This window comes from Flavobacterium rhizosphaerae, assembly GCF_046000445.1.
Classification (GTDB): domain Bacteria; phylum Bacteroidota; class Bacteroidia; order Flavobacteriales; family Flavobacteriaceae; genus Flavobacterium; species Flavobacterium rhizosphaerae.
Window position 1 is genome coordinate 77,683 of sequence record NZ_JBELPZ010000002.1, and the last position, 15,310, is coordinate 92,992.

At 38.3% G+C, this 15,310-nt stretch carries 18 protein-coding genes; 14 read left to right on the forward strand and 4 right to left on the reverse strand.

The genetic code is table 11. The features are described from left to right. Window positions 1–19 precede the first annotated feature (19 nt). Window positions 20–811 carry a carboxypeptidase-like regulatory domain-containing protein gene (locus tag ABS766_RS02780; protein ID WP_408083583.1) on the forward strand — a complete coding sequence of 264 codons (792 nt, stop codon included), beginning with the start codon at window positions 20–22 and terminating at the stop codon, window positions 809–811. Between the two features lie 7 nt (window positions 812–818). Here the strand turns inward: ABS766_RS02780 and ABS766_RS02785 are convergent, their stop codons facing one another. Beyond that, the gene (locus ABS766_RS02785) at window positions 819–1,490 is read right to left on the reverse strand and encodes a TrmH family RNA methyltransferase (protein WP_408083584.1); all 672 of its coding nucleotides are present in this window, start codon (window positions 1,488–1,490) and stop codon (window positions 819–821) included. A gap of 57 nt (window positions 1,491–1,547) precedes the next feature. Between ABS766_RS02785 and ABS766_RS02790 the strand changes: the two genes are divergently transcribed. The 5 genes from ABS766_RS02790 (at window position 1,548) to ABS766_RS02810 (ending at window position 4,774) form a co-directional block, all read left to right on the forward strand. Then, a complete protein-coding gene (locus ABS766_RS02790; protein WP_408083585.1) occupies window positions 1,548–2,078 on the forward strand; it encodes an RNA polymerase sigma factor in 531 nt (176 codons plus the stop codon). Further along, window positions 2,078–2,857, forward strand: coding sequence for an anti-sigma factor (locus ABS766_RS02795; protein ID WP_408083586.1), 780 nt, complete (start codon window positions 2,078–2,080; stop codon window positions 2,855–2,857). Before ABS766_RS02790 ends, ABS766_RS02795 begins: the two co-directional genes overlap by 1 nt. 98 nt (window positions 2,858–2,955) lie before the next feature. Beyond that, on the forward strand, window positions 2,956–3,648 hold the full coding sequence (locus tag ABS766_RS02800; protein WP_408083587.1) for an SIR2 family NAD-dependent protein deacylase: 693 nt from the start codon (window positions 2,956–2,958) through the stop codon (window positions 3,646–3,648). Window positions 3,649–3,659: 11 nt separating this feature from the next. Further along, window positions 3,660–4,166, forward strand: a complete 507-nt coding sequence (locus ABS766_RS02805) for a hypothetical protein (RefSeq protein ID WP_408083588.1) — start codon at window positions 3,660–3,662, stop codon at window positions 4,164–4,166. Window positions 4,167–4,261: 95 nt separating this feature from the next. Continuing rightward, window positions 4,262–4,774 (forward strand): hypothetical protein, encoded by a 513-nt coding sequence (locus ABS766_RS02810; RefSeq protein WP_408083589.1) that lies wholly within the window; start codon window positions 4,262–4,264, stop codon window positions 4,772–4,774. A gap of 155 nt (window positions 4,775–4,929) precedes the next feature. On the opposite strand, the gene ABS766_RS02815 is transcribed toward ABS766_RS02810, so the two are convergent. Next, window positions 4,930–5,283: a 4Fe-4S dicluster domain-containing protein gene (locus ABS766_RS02815; RefSeq protein ID WP_408083590.1), complete on the reverse strand. Its 354-nt coding sequence runs from the start codon at window positions 5,281–5,283 to the stop codon at window positions 4,930–4,932. A gap of 70 nt (window positions 5,284–5,353) precedes the next feature. Between ABS766_RS02815 and ABS766_RS02820 the strand changes: the two genes are divergently transcribed. From ABS766_RS02820 to ABS766_RS02835, 4 genes are all read left to right on the forward strand, one after another. Beyond that, window positions 5,354–6,412, forward strand: coding sequence for an acyl-CoA reductase (locus tag ABS766_RS02820; protein ID WP_408083591.1), 1,059 nt, complete (start codon window positions 5,354–5,356; stop codon window positions 6,410–6,412). Window positions 6,413–6,494: 82 nt separating this feature from the next. Continuing rightward, window positions 6,495–7,565, forward strand: a complete 1,071-nt coding sequence (gene serC, locus ABS766_RS02825) for a 3-phosphoserine/phosphohydroxythreonine transaminase (RefSeq protein WP_408083592.1) — start codon at window positions 6,495–6,497, stop codon at window positions 7,563–7,565. Window positions 7,566–7,621: 56 nt separating this feature from the next. Next, window positions 7,622–8,578 (forward strand): D-2-hydroxyacid dehydrogenase, encoded by a 957-nt coding sequence (locus ABS766_RS02830; RefSeq protein WP_408083593.1) that lies wholly within the window; start codon window positions 7,622–7,624, stop codon window positions 8,576–8,578. An 11-nt stretch (window positions 8,579–8,589) separates the two neighbouring features. Further along, window positions 8,590–9,327 carry a hypothetical protein gene (locus ABS766_RS02835; RefSeq protein ID WP_408083594.1) on the forward strand — a complete coding sequence of 246 codons (738 nt, stop codon included), beginning with the start codon at window positions 8,590–8,592 and terminating at the stop codon, window positions 9,325–9,327. Here ABS766_RS02835 and ABS766_RS02840 read toward each other — a convergent pair. Continuing rightward, window positions 9,324–9,944 carry an L-threonylcarbamoyladenylate synthase gene (locus ABS766_RS02840; protein WP_408083595.1) on the reverse strand — a complete coding sequence of 207 codons (621 nt, stop codon included), beginning with the start codon at window positions 9,942–9,944 and terminating at the stop codon, window positions 9,324–9,326. The genes ABS766_RS02835 and ABS766_RS02840 overlap by 4 nt on opposite strands. Window positions 9,945–10,219: 275 nt before the next feature. Here ABS766_RS02840 and ABS766_RS02845 point away from each other — a divergent pair, with 275 nt between their 5' ends. The 3 genes from ABS766_RS02845 (at window position 10,220) to ABS766_RS02855 (ending at window position 12,140) form a co-directional block, all read left to right on the forward strand. Next, window positions 10,220–10,822 carry a hypothetical protein gene (locus tag ABS766_RS02845; protein ID WP_408083596.1) on the forward strand — a complete coding sequence of 201 codons (603 nt, stop codon included), beginning with the start codon at window positions 10,220–10,222 and terminating at the stop codon, window positions 10,820–10,822. 20 nt (window positions 10,823–10,842) lie between these two features. After that, window positions 10,843–11,346, forward strand: coding sequence for a PRC-barrel domain-containing protein (locus ABS766_RS02850; protein ID WP_408083597.1), 504 nt, complete (start codon window positions 10,843–10,845; stop codon window positions 11,344–11,346). 194 nt (window positions 11,347–11,540) lie between these two features. Next, window positions 11,541–12,140, forward strand: coding sequence for a DUF4240 domain-containing protein (locus ABS766_RS02855; protein WP_408083598.1), 600 nt, complete (start codon window positions 11,541–11,543; stop codon window positions 12,138–12,140). Window positions 12,141–12,153: 13 nt separating this feature from the next. Here the strand turns inward: ABS766_RS02855 and ABS766_RS02860 are convergent, their stop codons facing one another. Beyond that, on the reverse strand, window positions 12,154–14,490 hold the full coding sequence (locus ABS766_RS02860) for an ATP-dependent helicase (protein ID WP_457809841.1): 2,337 nt from the start codon (window positions 14,488–14,490) through the stop codon (window positions 12,154–12,156). Between the two features lie 268 nt (window positions 14,491–14,758). Here ABS766_RS02860 and ABS766_RS02865 point away from each other — a divergent pair, with 268 nt between their 5' ends. Further along, the gene (locus ABS766_RS02865; protein WP_408083600.1) at window positions 14,759–15,283 is read left to right on the forward strand and encodes a DUF7935 family protein; all 525 of its coding nucleotides are present in this window, start codon (window positions 14,759–14,761) and stop codon (window positions 15,281–15,283) included. The last annotated feature ends 27 nt before the right edge of the window (window positions 15,284–15,310 follow it).

Consider the following 15,310-nt stretch of genomic DNA (forward strand, 5'->3'; position numbering starts at 1 on the left):
TACAACATAAAATAAACCGATGAGATATTTTGTAGTTTTTTTATTATCCCTTTTTACCCTAACTGCCTACAGCCAGGAAAAACAATCCGGTAAACAGCAGGAAGGCAGCCAGCAAACAATATCAGGCACAATAGTGTCAGATATTACACTATTGCCGGTAGTGGGAGTAAGCGTTATAAATATTAATAAAGTAAAGGGAACCGTTACAGATACCAAAGGTAATTTTACCATAGAAGCATCGGTTAATGATACACTGCATATTTCGTTTATTGGGTATCAGTCTTTAAAAGTAAAGGTAACCAATGACTGGATTAACAATGCCACCACTACAAAAATTCCGCTTACAGAGCGTGCCTATACCCTGGATGAAGTTGTAATTGACAAATACCATTTAACAGGATATTTGCAAATTGACTCTAAACTGGCCCCTGTAAAAGAAAATTACCGGTATGATATTTCAGGCCTTGGCATAGGTTATGAAGGCGGAGAACACTCACCAAACGCTTTTAAAAAGATAGTAAGCTCTGTAATGAACCCTGCTGATATGCTGCACAATATATTTGGTAAAAAACCGGCCGAAATGCGCAGGCTGCGCGAAATGAAAAAAGATGATGCGGTACGCAATGCGCTTGCCTCAAAATATGATCGTGAAACACTTGCTGCATTGCTTGGCATTACCAAAGAGGAAATTGCTAAAATATTAGAAGAATGCAGCTATTCGGCTGATTTTATTTCCACCGCTAACGATTTGCAGATTATGGACGCCATAAGCGGCTGTTATGAAAATTACAAAGCGGTAAACCATAATTAACATAACGTCAGGATACAGCTTCTTCAAGATATTTCCGGGTAATAAAATCAATATCCTTAATAGATTTTTGTGCCCAGTCAATACGTTTTTCCAATATTTCTTTATCGCTAAGCTGCCATGCAAGATCAGAATTGCGCAACCTGTTAGTTAAGTTTTGTATTACAATAGCTGCCGAAGATGATATATTAAGGCTTTCAGTAAAACCCGCCATCGGTATTTTTAAATAACCGTCGGCATTATCAAGCACCTCCTGCGTTAGCCCTTTCTTCTCTGTCCCAAAAAAAATAGCCGCAGGCTGCGATATATCAAAATCATCCAACAGGCACGATTCGTTATGCGGCGATGTGGCAATAATGCGGTACCCCTTTTGTTTCAGGCTATCTATACATCCGGGCGTATCATTAAAGCGGTACACATCTACCCACTTTTGGGCGCCAAGGGCAATTTCCTTATCTATTTTTTTACCGTATTTTTCTTCAATCACGTTAAGTTCCTGTACTCCAAAAACCTCACAGGTACGCAAAACGGCGCTTGTATTATGCAGCTGGTACACATCCTGTATGGCAACCGTAAAGTGCTTGGTACGCTGTGCAAGTATGCGTAAAAAATTATCGCGACGGCTCTCTGTTATAAAATTTTCAAGGTAGGTAAGGTAGTGTTCGTCAAATGTATTTCGCATATATATGTAGTGGCTTATTAAAAAAATTGTATATTCGGGTAAGCAAACTTACCATGCATGACACAGGAAGAATTACTGGAGCAAATTTATAAAAAAGACACCAAAGCCTTTACCGCTCTTTATGATATGTACTCCAAAAACCTTTATGGGGTAATATTCAACATGTTAAACGATAAAGAGGAAAGTGAAGACGTACTACAGGAAGTATTTGTAAAAATATGGAAAAACCTGGACAGCTACAACGAAAGTAAAGGCCGTTTTTTTACGTGGATACTCAATATAGCACGAAACGCCACTATAGACAGGCTACGTTCTAAGAGCCATAATAACAGCCGAAAAAACCTATCTTCTGATAATTTCGTACATCTACTTGATTACAACACTAGTGTAACCAGCAAAATAGATGCAATAGGTATCAAAACTTTTATACAAAAACTGAAACCTAAATGCATTAAACTGATAGACCTGCTATTTTTTAAAGGGTATACCCAGCAGGAAGCCTCAGAAGAGCTTGAAATTCCACTTGGTACGGTAAAAACACAAAACCGTAATTGTATTAAAGAACTTAGAACGATATTAGAAGTATAATGAATATAGAAGAATATATAGAATCAGGCATATTAGAGCTTTATGTTTTCGGGCTTTTGAGCGAAGCTGAAAATACAGAAATTTATAGCCTATCTCAGCAGCATACTGCCATAGCAGAAGAAATCCTTTCAATAGAAAAAGCAGTCATAAATCTGTCATATAGCATTTCTCCAAATTTATCATCAGCTAACTACGAGGCAATACGAGAAAAGTTACTCGAAAGGCAAAAGGTGGTACAACTACAACCCAGAAGAAATACGGCATCATACCTTGGCTGGGTGGCTTCAGTAGTACTTATGTTTGGTATTGCTTACCAGTATTACCAATATAATGAGGCACAGGACGAAATACAAACCGTTACAGCACAACGTTCTAAATTTGAACAATTGCTGGTTAATGCCGAAAAAGAGAATACAGAAAAAAATGAAGCGTTGGGCATATTACGCGATACGTTAAATACAAAAATACCGTTACAGGGGCAGGATGCGGCACCACAGGCCTATGCAAGTGTATACATAAACAAAGCCCAAAACGAAATTTATGTGGATGTGGCCGGACTTCCGGAACCACCGGAAGGAAAAGTATATCAGGTATGGGCTTTACAGCTGGATCCGTTTACCCCAACAAGTATAGGTATTATAGATAATAAAACAGCGCATAGCGGTGTATTTAAAATGGAATATTATGAGGGCCCACAAGCATTTGGTATAACTCTGGAGCCAACAGGCGGAAGCCCCACCCCTACGCTGGACCAACTGTATACACTGGGTAAAGTGTAATAACGTTTAAACTATTTCTAAGGGAAGCATTTTGCTTCCCTTTTTATTGTGCGCACATTAAAATCATTCACATTATAGCATATTTATTACATTTGGGTATGAAACAAAAAATTGCAGTATTATCCGGGGCAGGCGTAAGTGCCGAAAGTGGCGTAGCAACCTTTCGGGATGCAGGCGGACTTTGGGAAGGCCACGATGTTATGGATGTAGCCTCGCCGGAAGGTTTCCGTGCTAATCCTGCCCTGGTGCTGGATTTTTATAATAAACGCCGCCAGCAGCTTTTTGAAGTTGAACCTAATGCTGCCCATAAAATTATTGCAGCACTGGAAAACCATTTTGAGGTTATCGTTATTACTCAAAATGTAGACGACCTGCACGAACGTGCAGGCAGTACTAATGTAATTCACCTTCACGGCGAATTGATGAAAGCCAGGTGCACCCAAAGCGAAACCGCCATTATAGACTGGAAAGAAGATATTGTATTAGGCACCCTACACCCGCAAACCGGCAAACAATTACGCCCGCACATTGTTTGGTTTGGAGAGGCTGTGCCTGCTATTATGCAGGCCATACCCCATGTGGAAGCAGCCGATTATATTATTGTAATTGGTACCAGTATGCAGGTATATCCTGCGGCAGGCCTGGTAGATTATGCCAAACCCGGTGCTAAAATGTTTTATATAGACCCTAAGCCTGCTACCCTGCCTTATCTGGGTAACAAAGTAGAAGTAATAGCAATGACAGCCAGCCAAGGAATGAAGGTTTTGAGGGAAAAGTTTATTAAAATTTAAATTTCAATATTATGCTACGAATAACTTTAGATACAACATTAGAGATAATTGGATTAATCATCTCTTGTGTTACCCCCTTACTAGTATTTATTTTTGGGGTAGCAATTAATAAAAAAATAGAAAACTCTAAACTTAGTGCATTAAAGGAAAAAGAATGGCAAGTAAAATGGGCTGAAACATTTTTAAAGCATGCAACAGATTTTAATGATAATATATCTCTTGTAATAAGTAATTTCTACTATCTACAGATGCAATCTGATAAAAACAAAAAGGATGAGATTTTAAATGATATTGAAATTATTAAATTTAAGGTGTCTGTAATTGATTGGAATATTCGCAATTATACACAATTTGCTGAAAATGGCAATGATGTGATAAAAATACAATCAACTCTAATATCTCAAATTGATGATATTTTTAAGGGTTTTAAAGGAGATCTAGAAGTAGTTAGAAATTATCAATCTAATTATAATAAAGCTGTTAGAAAAGCGCATAACAGTATTTTAAATTCAAAATGATATTCGACAACTTTAGCACTACTTTATATTTTTCTTAAAACAGGGTTTAACATTACAAAACTACCTTTGTTCCAGTAACCTAAAAGAAGAAAATTATGAAACGTATTGCATTAATGATATTGTTTGGGTTAAGCGTTTCGCTTTATGCACAAAATAAAAATGTTGTTGACGAAACAACCACTACCAAGGTAACCGTTAATGATGGTACTGGAAAACCTAAAACAATAACTAAGGTTGAAAAAACAGAGGCCAACCAGGATATAGAATTACAGGATGCCAACAGTAATAAGCTGAATAAGGATATAAAACCTACCCCTGTAAAAGTTACCAAAACCACTGTTATAGAAACTGATGGTATACCGAAGTATTATGGCATGAATGGTAAAAAGTACAGTTTTATAGCCCAAAAAACAGGTTATAAAGTATCTAGTTCAGATGATAAAGACTATGCCATTATACGCAAAACTCCAAGTGGAAAATATATTTATGTAACCAAAGAAGCCACCTCTGTTGGTGATTTTGATGATGAAGGAAACTTTGTTATTGAAACATATAACGACAAATCAGGCAATGTAATGGTAGAAACATATAAAAAACTGGATGATTAAAGTTGGAGAATAAAAAAGCTGCTATGAAAAAAATCCTGAAGTAATAAGTCTTCAGGATTTTTTATTTTTCAGTATTCTTATAATGTTTCTCTTATAAATAAAAAAAGGAGTTAATAAATAACTCCTGATATCATCATAAAAATGCTGTATTATTTTTATTCCCCACCATGCAAAAACGCCTGGCGGCTCAAAAGCACCTCTTCACTTTCAACGTGATTGTCGTCAGGCACACAGCAGTCTACAGGGCAAACGGCAGCACACTGCGGTTCATCATGAAAACCTTTACATTCAGTACATTTACCGGGAACTATATAATATACATCGTCGCTAATAGGGGTTTGCGGGGTATCTGCATCAACTTCTTCACCGCTGGGTAATACAATTTTACCATGCAGGCTGGTACCGTCTTTATAACGCCAGTCGTCTGCTCCCTCATAAATTGCGGTATTTGGGCATTCAGGCTCACAGGCCCCGCAGTTTATACATTCATCTGTTATTATGATAGCCATAGCTTTATCTTCGTATTAATATGTAAATTTGCAACAAAATTACACCCAATTACATTCATAAGCAAGTACAATGACGTTAACAGAAACAAAAAAAGCACTTACTCAATTAGGAAAATTTTTACACCAGTTTAAAAATGGGCATACGTTTCAGGATGAAAATGTACTCAATAATAGTGAATATTTTACCCGTTTTAGCGAACTTATAACACAATCGCAATCTCACAATGGCTGGTTTACTCCAGATCAGGTATATTTTGCGGTGGAACAGTGGGCCGAAGCGCTAACTGATCGAAATCTTGATGCATGGCTGGCGCCCTATAACATTGAAACAGTAGAGCCAAAAACAGTAGCCTTGGTACTGGCCGGTAATATACCCCTGGTGGGCTTTCATGATTTTTTATCGGTTTTAATTACGGGGCACAATGTATTGGTAAAATTGTCTTCTAATGATAATTATCTGTTACCGTTTCTGGCAAATTACCTTATTTCAGTACAACCGGGGTTTGCTAAACGCATTACTTTTACAGACGGTAAATTAGAAGGCTTTGATGCAGTTATAGCAACCGGCAGCAACAATACAGCCCGGTATTTTGAATATTACTTTAAGCAAAAGCCCAACATTATACGCAAAAACCGTAACAGTGTAGCGGTACTTTCGGGTAATGAAACTAAAGAAGAACTAACCGCGCTTGGCGAAGATATTTTTCGTTACTATGGGCTCGGGTGCCGTAATGTTTCTAAATTATTTGTGCCTGAAGGATATGACTTTAAAGATTTTTTTGAAGCCATATTTGCGTATGCCGATGTAATTGAATATGAAAAATATGCCAATAATTACGATTATAATAAGGCGGTGTTTCTTATGAGTAATTTTAAAATACTGGATAACGGTTTTCTTACTCTTAAGGAGGATACAGGCTATGCCTCCCCTATTTCGAGTGTTTTTTATGAATATTATACTGATCTGGAAACTGTAAAGCAGCGTTTACAGGCAGAAAATGAACTAATACAGTGTGTTGTAAGCCGGAAAGAAATTGGAAACACAGTAGCATTTGGGCAAACCCAGAAACCCGCATTATCAGATTATGCAGATAATGTAGATACCATTGCATTTTTATCAACATTATAGTCGCATTATTTATAATATTTTTCATGGTTTTTACCTACAGAATTAGGAAATTTGTAAACTCTAAACCCAGATACCACGTTTCATGAAAAAACATAATTTTAGCGCAGGGCCTTCTATCCTGCCACAGGAAGTTTTTGAAAAATCAGCACAGGCAATTTTAGATTTTAACGGCTCCGGGCTTTCCATACTGGAAATTTCGCACCGCAGTAAAGATTTTGTAGCCGTTATGGACGAAGCCCGTGCACTGGCACTGGAGCTTTTAGGGTTAACCGGCAAAGGTTACCAGGCACTCTTTATTTCGGGTGGGGCAAGCCTTGAGTTTATACGTGTTCCCTACAACCTTATGCAGGAAAACGGAAAAGCCGCCTATTTAGATTCAGGCACATGGGCCTCAGGCGCTATAAAAGAAGCCAAAAAATTTGGTACTGTTGATGTTGTGGCTTCTTCTAAAGATGAAAACTATACTTACATCCCAGAAGGATATACCATACCTGCTGATGCTGATTATTTTCACTGCACAAGCAACAACACTATTTTCGGTACGCAAATGCATGATTTTCCTGAAACCAATGTACCTGTGGTGTGCGATATGAGTTCAGATATTTTTTCAAGGGAACTTGACTTTTCAAAATTCGGTATCATCTATGCCGGGGCACAAAAAAATATGGGGCCTGCCGGTACGGCACTGGTAGTTATTAAAGAAGAGTTGCTGGGCAAAACAGGCAGAAACATCCCTTCATTATTAGATTACCAGCAGCATATAGCTAAAGAAAGCATGTACAACACCCCTGCAGTGTTTCCTGTATATGCCTCATACCTTACCCTGCAATGGTTAAAAAACCAAGGTGGTATTAAGGCTATTGATGCTAAAAATAACCAAAAAGCAGCCCTATTATATGGTGAGATAGACCGTAACCCGCTGTTTAAAGGCTCTGCAAAAACAGAAGACCGTTCTAAAATGAATATTACCTTTTTACTGAATAACGAAGCGCATACCGAAACATTTGATAAAATGTGGAAGGTAGCCGGAATTAGCGGCCTTAACGGCCACAGGTCGGTTGGTGGTTACAGGGCATCTGTTTACAATGCCATGCCTGTAGAAAGCGTTCAGGTATTGGTTGATGTTATGAAAGAATTGGAAAAACAGGCATAAGCCAGCCGTACAAAATTACTGCACTCATTAAATCATAAATCTTTAAATAATAAAGGATGAAAATATTAGCCAACGATGGCATTTCTAAAAGTGGTATTATAGAGCTTGAAGATGCCGGATTTGAAGTAATAACTACAAAAGTAGCCCAGGAGCAGGTGGCTAATTATATAAATAGTAATGATATTTCGGTACTGTTGGTACGCAGCGCAACCAAAGTACGCAAAGATATTATTGATGCCTGCCCGGGGCTTAAAATTATTGGCCGTGGCGGTGTAGGTATGGATAATATTGATGTGGAGTATGCGCGCCAAAAAGGCATGCATGTAATTAATACCCCGGCTTCGTCGTCAGATTCTGTTGCCGAGCTGGTTTTTGCACACCTGTTTACCGGGGTGCGTTTTTTGCACGATGCTAACCGTTTAATGCCCCTTGAAGGTGATTTAAATTTTAATACGCTTAAAAAAAATTACGGTGCAGGTACCGAGCTTAGGGGTAAAACACTGGGTATAATAGGTTTTGGCCGTATTGGCCGCTCTGTAGCGCGTATTGCGCTTGGATTGGGTATGCGCGTAATTGCTTCTGATAAATACGAAGGCGAAGTAGGTATAAGGGTTGATTTTTACAACGGCCAGTTTATTAATGTAGATATACCTACAGAGCCAATGGAAAAGATACTTAAGGAGGCTGATTTTATAACCCTGCATGTGCCCGCACAGGATAATGGTTATGTAATAGGCAAGCCGGAATTTGAGGCTATGAAAAACGGTATAGGCATTGTAAATGCTTCGCGTGGGGGGGTGCTTGATGAAGTAGCTTTACTGGAAGCTTTAGACAGCGGAAAAGTTGCCTTTGCAGGCCTTGATGTTTTTGAAAATGAGCCAACCCCTGCAGTACAGGTACTTATGCACCCAAAAATTTCATTAACGCCGCATATTGGCGCTGCCACTAACGAAGCACAGGACCGCATTGGTACAGAGCTGGCAGAACAGATTACTAGTTTGCTTAAGAACTAATCTTTAGTGCTATGCAAACTATAGGAGATACCACAGGTAACGGTGATGAAAAGGAATTTGTATTAGATGAAAAAGCACAAAAGCTTCTTGCTAACTTTAACAGCCCGTTACAGCTATTAAAAGCTTCGGGTAAACTGGGTAGTAAGGGGGCTAAGGCTTTTTTTGGTATATCCATATTGGTAATTGCTTTAAACGTTTTGTTCCTGGTTACCGCATTAATAGTTACGGCTGTCACGGTGTTTCAAAAAGGCCTGATATCCTTGGGGCTTGTGCTGGTAACAGGAATAGTGTTTTCTCTTATAATTATAAAGAAAGTATATAGTTATGCAATAGTAAAAGCGGTCGAGATCATATACCAGGGTATCAGGCCGCTTTTTAAAAAATTATGCAGCAGCATTATAAATAAAGTTGCCGATGAGCTGAATAAAAGAAAAGCGGCTGCTTCTTTTAACGCACAGGCGCTGAATATTTATACCATTTACAATGATAAGCTTAGTATACTGCCATGCTTTGTAAGAAAGATATTTTGGTTTGTTATTAAGAGGATTCCTTTTGTAAAATTCATAAATACTGAAGTTACCGATACCATTTTACGCGGTAATAAAGAAAAGGCCACAGAACTTTTATATACAAAAGCAGATGATTTTATATATCAAAATATATTTAATGCTAATAACCTAAAATGGTTATGGCTGCTGTTGCTTATAAATATAGTGCTACAACTGGTATTTATAGTAATCAGGCTTTAAAAAATATCCGGGTCACCTTTGCCTTCACGCACCAGTTCCGGTTCCGCCCCTGAAAGGTCTATAATCGTTGAAGCCACGTTGTCGCCATATCCCCCATCTATTACCGCATCAACCAAATTCTGCCATTTCTCAAAAATAAGTTCCGGATCGGTTGAATATTCCAGTACCTCATCCTCATCATGAATAGAGGTAGAAATTATCGGGTTGCCCAATTGCTTTACAATTTCACGGGCTATATTATTATCCGGCACGCGTATACCAACCGTATTTTTCTTTTTAAACTCTTTAGGCAGGTTATTATTACCCGGCAAAATAAACGTATAAGGCCCGGGTAGTGAATTTTTTAAAATCTTAAACGTAGGGGTATCAATCTGTTTCACATAATCAGAAAGGTTACTCAGGTCGTAACAAATAAAAGAAAAATTTGCCTTATCCAGTTTTATACCTTTTATTTTAGCCACACGCTCCAGGGCTTTACTGTTTGTAATATCACAGCCCAGGCCATATACAGTATCGGTAGGATAAATAATAAGGCCGCCGTCACGCAGTATTTTTATCACTTTGGCAATTTCTCGCTCGTTAGGGTTTTCGGGATATATTTTTATAAACTGGGCCATAATTTTTGTTTTGGGTAGTAATTGTTAAAATTAATAAATGCTATTTATAGCACAAACATATTTATATCAAAATTGGCTTTCAAAACTTTTGAAAGCTTCTATGAATACTCATTGAATTTATAGTATCAATTATTGATTACATTTTTTACTTATATGCAAAAATTATGTCAATTTTAAGCTTTTGAGTCTTTGCCTGTTAAGTAGTGTTAATTGAAAACCAATCTCATTATTAAATTGGTAACTTCGAATACAATTTATAACTAAAAACAAAAATTATGGCTGAAATTAAAATTGAAAAGAAAAAACCGGTATGGCCCTGGATATTACTTGTGCTTGTAATAGCGGCAATTGTATACTTTATATTTTTCAGGGATGACAAAAACAATGATCAGGAAGTGCAGCAAACCACTGTGGTATCAGATAATGATTACACAAACGATGCTGATAATATTAGTAACAATATTGAAATTGCTACCTATGTAAACTTTATATCCGAAAACCGGAATGAAATGGGACTTGACCATGAGTTTACCAACGAAGCTTTCATGAAATTGATTGCCGCAACCCAATCTGCAGCTGATGCTATAGATTATGATATTACTAACGATATGGGGCAGGTTAAGCAATATGCCGAAAAAATAACAAACGACCCTTACGAAACCTCTCATGCAGATAATATTAAAAAAGCAGCTGAGACTTTATCCGTTACACTAAAAAATATACAGGAAAAAGCCAATTCGGAGTTTGACAGTGAAGGCACTGCCGTTAAAGATGCCGCAGCTTCTATAGACTCTCAAAAACTAACACTTGACCAGAAAAGTGAAGTAAAATCATTTTTTGACAAGGCGGCTGACCTTTTAGAAAAAATCAATCAATAAACCACTAAAATATTTAAAACATGGAACGTAAGGAAAGAAATTTATACCGCCTTGATGAGTTATCTGATTATAAAGTAGCTTCTGACTATCCAGATGTAAGAGGCTGGAACTTAATTGATGCTGACAATAAAACTATTGGAAAAATAGATAACTTAATTGTGAACAAAACTACCGAAAGGGTTGTTTACCTTGATGTTGAAGTTAATGAAGACTTGATTAAAGAAGGACATGAGGCGTATGCCATACCATCAAATAAAGGTGCGCACGAATTTATTAATAAAGAGGGTGAAGATCATCTCATTTTACCAATAGGTTCTGTATCATTAGATGAAGATAATAAAAAGGTTGTAAGTAATGTTATACGCTACGAAACTTTTGCCAATACCGACAGGTTTGGTAAAAACAACGAAATTGAAAGGGAGTATGAAGTGAAACTGCTTTCAGTTTACTACCCTGAAGAAGATTATACTGTTGTTGATGAGGACGATTTTTACGACAGAAGATACTTTAAGCATAACAGGTAATTTTTAATTACTCTATTACAGTTAGAGCCAAAGGGATAATTTTCTCTTTGGCTTTTATAATTTTTATGTAGAAGAGTTTTGGAAAAAAAAGTCTAAAATCATTCACGAAAGTGCTAAAAAATAACGCAGGGGCGTGGATGATTTTTTTTGAAATAATTTACTTTTGTTAAAAGTTACAAACTAAACCATAAATTATGAACCTATTCAGAAAACTTTTCGCAAAAGATAAAAAAGTACAACATGACAGTCTGACTCCTGCAAGGCACTTTGATAATACTGAAGCCCTTATGGACGAAGATACCTTTTGGTTAATTATACAAAGCACTAAGGATAAGGCTGATAATGATTATCAAAAACAACAAGGGCTATTAAAAACTGAATTACTAAAATTAAGTCCTGAAGAAATTATTTTATTTAATAACAGGTTTAGATATTTTCGTGGAGAATCTTACCATTGGGATTTATGGGGTGCTATTTACATAATTAATGGAGGCTGTGGGGATGATAGCTTTAATGATTTCCGCGAATGGGTTATTGCACAGGGAAAGGATTTTTACTATAAAACTATTAAAAACCCTGAAACACTTGCTGAACTAAATAGGGAGGAAATTGATGAAGATTGGGAAGGCTTTGGTTATATACCTAACGATGCATTTAATGAAATTACCGGTCAGGATATTCCAAACGCCTTTAAAGAAAATTTTGAAATTAAAGGTGAAAAATGGGAAGAAGACAGCGATGTTTTAAAGGAAAAATTTCCTAATGTTGCTGCTAAATTTCCTGAGTATATTTAAACTAATTATTTTATTACCCAATCACATCAAGCTTTGCAAACCGCAACAGCAGCTTTTTAACCCCGCCAACCTCAAAATGTATCTCTGCTTTTTTGTCGGCACCAATACCTTCAATATTAAGCACTTTACCCCTGCCAAAACGCTCATGCATTACTACATTGCCCTGTGCCAGCTTGCTGTCGGGCATAGCAGGTGTACTGCTTTGCGGGGCTTTGCCTGTAAGCGGTTTCAGCCTGCGGATGTTCAGGTCCGGTTTTGGCTCATTATCGGTAACCCATTTGGGTGGTGTGCCACTTACCGGCTTGGTTTGGCGTAGTTTAGATTTGTCTACATCACCAAAAATATCGGCGTTAATCATAGGCTTGTAACGATAGCCGCTATCAGCCGGTGTAAGATGTTCTAAAAAAGTGCCTTCTATTTCTTCAATGAAACGAGATGGCTCACTGTCTACCAGCTTACCCCAACGGTAGCGTGACTGTGCATAGGTTAGGTACGCCTGCTTTTCGGCACGGGTAAGCGCCACATAAAACAGCCTCCGCTCCTCTTCAAGTTCGCTGCGGGTGTTCATGCTCATAGCGCTGGGAAACAAATCCTCTTCCATACCCACTACAAATACATACGGAAACTCCAGCCCTTTTGCCAGGTGAATGGTCATTAGCGCCACACGGTCATCGTCGCCGGTTTCTTTATCCAGGTCAGTAGCCAGTGCCACATCTTCCAGAAATTCTGATAATGCACCCCGTGCGCCGTCAACCTCTATCTGCCCTTCGGTAAAATCTTTTATACCGTTAAGCAACTCTTCAATATTTTCAATACGCGCAATGCCTTCAGGTGTGGCATCTTTTTTCAGTTCCTGCACCAATCCGGTTTTTTTGGTAACGTGTTCCGCAAGGTAAAAAGCATCATGGGTTTCGTTAAGTACCTGAAAACTTTTTATCATGGTAACAAAATCCTGTAACTTATTTTTGGTGCCACTGTTAAGCTTCAGGTCTATGCGGTCAAGGTTTTCCATTACCTCAAAGGCAGACCGCCCATAATGGTTTGCCGCAACGGTAAGCTTTTCTACGGTAGTACCCCCTATCCCCCTGGCCGGATAGTTAATGACCCGCATCAGCGCTTCTTCATCTTTTGGGTTTATCACCAGGCGGAGGTAAGCCAGAACATCTTTAATCTCTTTACGCTGGTAAAAAGAGAGACCACCATATATACGGTACGGTATATCACGTTTGCGCAAAGCATCTTCTATAGCACGGCTTTGGGCATTGGTACGGTACAACACGGCAAACTGCCCGTTGAGCAACTGGTTATGCATTTTTTCTTCAAAAATAGTACTGGCTACAAAACGCCCCTCTTCACTATCGGTAAGGCTGCGGTGCACCTTTATTTTATGTCCTTCGTCATTAGCCGTCCAAACTACCTTTTCCAGCCTTGTTTTATTTTTTTCAATAATGGAGTTTGCTGCCTCTACTATATTTTTGGTAGAGCGGTAATTCTGCTCCAGGCGGTACATCTGCACATCATCGTAATCTTTTTGAAAGTTAAGTATATTGCTAATATTCGCTCCACGAAAAGCATAAATACTCTGAGCATCATCACCCACCACGCAAATATTCTGGTAACGGTCACTCAGTGCCCGTACAATAAGGTACTGGCTATGGTTGGTATCCTGGTACTCATCTACCAGTATATATTTAAAACGCTCCTGGTATTTAGCCAATACTTCAGGAAAACGGTTCAGCAGCTCGTTGGTACGCAATAGCAGGTCATCAAAATCCATAGCCCCGGCCTTAAAGCAACGGTCTACATAATTCTGGTAAATATCGCCCATGCGTGGCTTTTTAGACATGGCATCGGCTTCCTGCAATTCCTGATCATTAAAGTAGGCACGTACCGTAATCAGGCTGTTTTTATAAGATGATATACGGTTAAGCACCTGCTTTGGCTTATAAACATCTTTATCAAGCTGCATTTCCTTAATAATGGCACTTATAAGCCGCACACTGTCCTGAGTGTCGTAAATGGTAAAGTTGGAAGGGAACCCCAGCTTATCGGCTTCAAAACGCAATATTTTGGCAAATACCGAGTGAAATGTACCCATCCACAGGTTTTTGGCTTCGCTGTTACCCACAATGCCTGCAATACGCTGTTTCATCTCACGGGCTGCTTTATTGGTAAACGTAAGCGATAATATATTAAACGCATCTACCCCCTGGCTCATCAGGTAGGCAATCCGCATGGTTAACACCCTTGTTTTGCCAGACCCTGCACCGGCTATCACTATCATCGGCCCGTCTTTCTGCAATACGGGGGCGCGCTGGGCATCATTAAGCTGGCTTATATACTTTTCAATTTCCATCATACAACTTTACAGCAAAAATAATTATTTTATGTGAGATACGCTTCCTTTAACTGTATTGAGATTTATAGGATACAAGGTTATAAAACCAATAGCTGCATTTTATAAATAAATTTTAATATTACTTATTATTTTTAGATACTATTGGGGTATTTTTAGCCATAAACCGGTTTTACTTATAAACATAATTATTATTTTAGCCTTTTACAATTATGTGCAGCAGCCCTGCGTTACTATTAAAAACTTAACTTATACCTTTATTATGGAATTCAGCGATTTTCTGCAAATTATCTTTTACATATTGCCTGCCCTAATTACCGGGCTGGTATCATATCACTTTTTTAAAATGCACGTGGATAATGAAGCAGGCCGCAGGCGCTATGCAATACACAAAGAAGCCCAAAAGGCGGCTTTGCCAATACGCCTTCAGGCGTATGAAAGGCTGGTATTGTTTCTGGAGCGTATAGACCCGGCCAAACTATTAATACGCATTACCCCTCAGTCATCTAACAAACACGATTATGAAAATTATGTTATAGGCCAGATAGAGCAGGAATATGAGCATAACCTTACACAGCAAATTTATATATCTGCCGAAAGCTGGGATATTATTACAACCGCAAAAAACACTACCATACAAATTATACGCAAAACCAATATGAGCGATAAGGTAGATACCGCAAATAAATTGCGGGAGGTAATGCTTACCGATCTTTTTGAAAAGCAAAGCCCCAGCAGTATAGCCGTAGCCTACCTTAAAAATGAAGTAGCTGGCCTTTGGGAATAATAGTATAAGCGTTGTTTTAAAGCATAC

Excerpts from the sequence above, each read along its gene's own strand:
- ABS766_RS02780 (WP_408083583.1), top strand. The coding sequence starts at position 20 with ATGAGATATTTTGTAGTTTTTTTATTATCCCTTTTTACCCTAACTGCC.
- ABS766_RS02785 (WP_408083584.1), bottom strand. The coding sequence starts at position 1,490 with ATGCGAAATACATTTGACGAACACTACCTTACCTACCTTGAAAATTTT.
- ABS766_RS02790 (WP_408083585.1), top strand. The coding sequence starts at position 1,548 with ATGACACAGGAAGAATTACTGGAGCAAATTTATAAAAAAGACACCAAA.
- ABS766_RS02795 (WP_408083586.1), top strand. The coding sequence starts at position 2,078 with ATGAATATAGAAGAATATATAGAATCAGGCATATTAGAGCTTTATGTT.
- ABS766_RS02800 (WP_408083587.1), top strand. The coding sequence starts at position 2,956 with ATGAAACAAAAAATTGCAGTATTATCCGGGGCAGGCGTAAGTGCCGAA.
- ABS766_RS02805 (WP_408083588.1), top strand. The coding sequence starts at position 3,660 with ATGCTACGAATAACTTTAGATACAACATTAGAGATAATTGGATTAATC.
- ABS766_RS02810 (WP_408083589.1), top strand. The coding sequence starts at position 4,262 with ATGAAACGTATTGCATTAATGATATTGTTTGGGTTAAGCGTTTCGCTT.
- ABS766_RS02815 (WP_408083590.1), bottom strand. The coding sequence starts at position 5,283 with ATGGCTATCATAATAACAGATGAATGTATAAACTGCGGGGCCTGTGAG.
- ABS766_RS02820 (WP_408083591.1), top strand. The coding sequence starts at position 5,354 with ATGACGTTAACAGAAACAAAAAAAGCACTTACTCAATTAGGAAAATTT.
- serC (WP_408083592.1), top strand. The coding sequence starts at position 6,495 with ATGAAAAAACATAATTTTAGCGCAGGGCCTTCTATCCTGCCACAGGAA.
- ABS766_RS02830 (WP_408083593.1), top strand. The coding sequence starts at position 7,622 with ATGAAAATATTAGCCAACGATGGCATTTCTAAAAGTGGTATTATAGAG.
- ABS766_RS02835 (WP_408083594.1), top strand. The coding sequence starts at position 8,590 with ATGCAAACTATAGGAGATACCACAGGTAACGGTGATGAAAAGGAATTT.
- ABS766_RS02840 (WP_408083595.1), bottom strand. The coding sequence starts at position 9,944 with ATGGCCCAGTTTATAAAAATATATCCCGAAAACCCTAACGAGCGAGAA.
- ABS766_RS02845 (WP_408083596.1), top strand. The coding sequence starts at position 10,220 with ATGGCTGAAATTAAAATTGAAAAGAAAAAACCGGTATGGCCCTGGATA.
- ABS766_RS02850 (WP_408083597.1), top strand. The coding sequence starts at position 10,843 with ATGGAACGTAAGGAAAGAAATTTATACCGCCTTGATGAGTTATCTGAT.
- ABS766_RS02855 (WP_408083598.1), top strand. The coding sequence starts at position 11,541 with ATGAACCTATTCAGAAAACTTTTCGCAAAAGATAAAAAAGTACAACAT.
- ABS766_RS02865 (WP_408083600.1), top strand. The coding sequence starts at position 14,759 with ATGGAATTCAGCGATTTTCTGCAAATTATCTTTTACATATTGCCTGCC.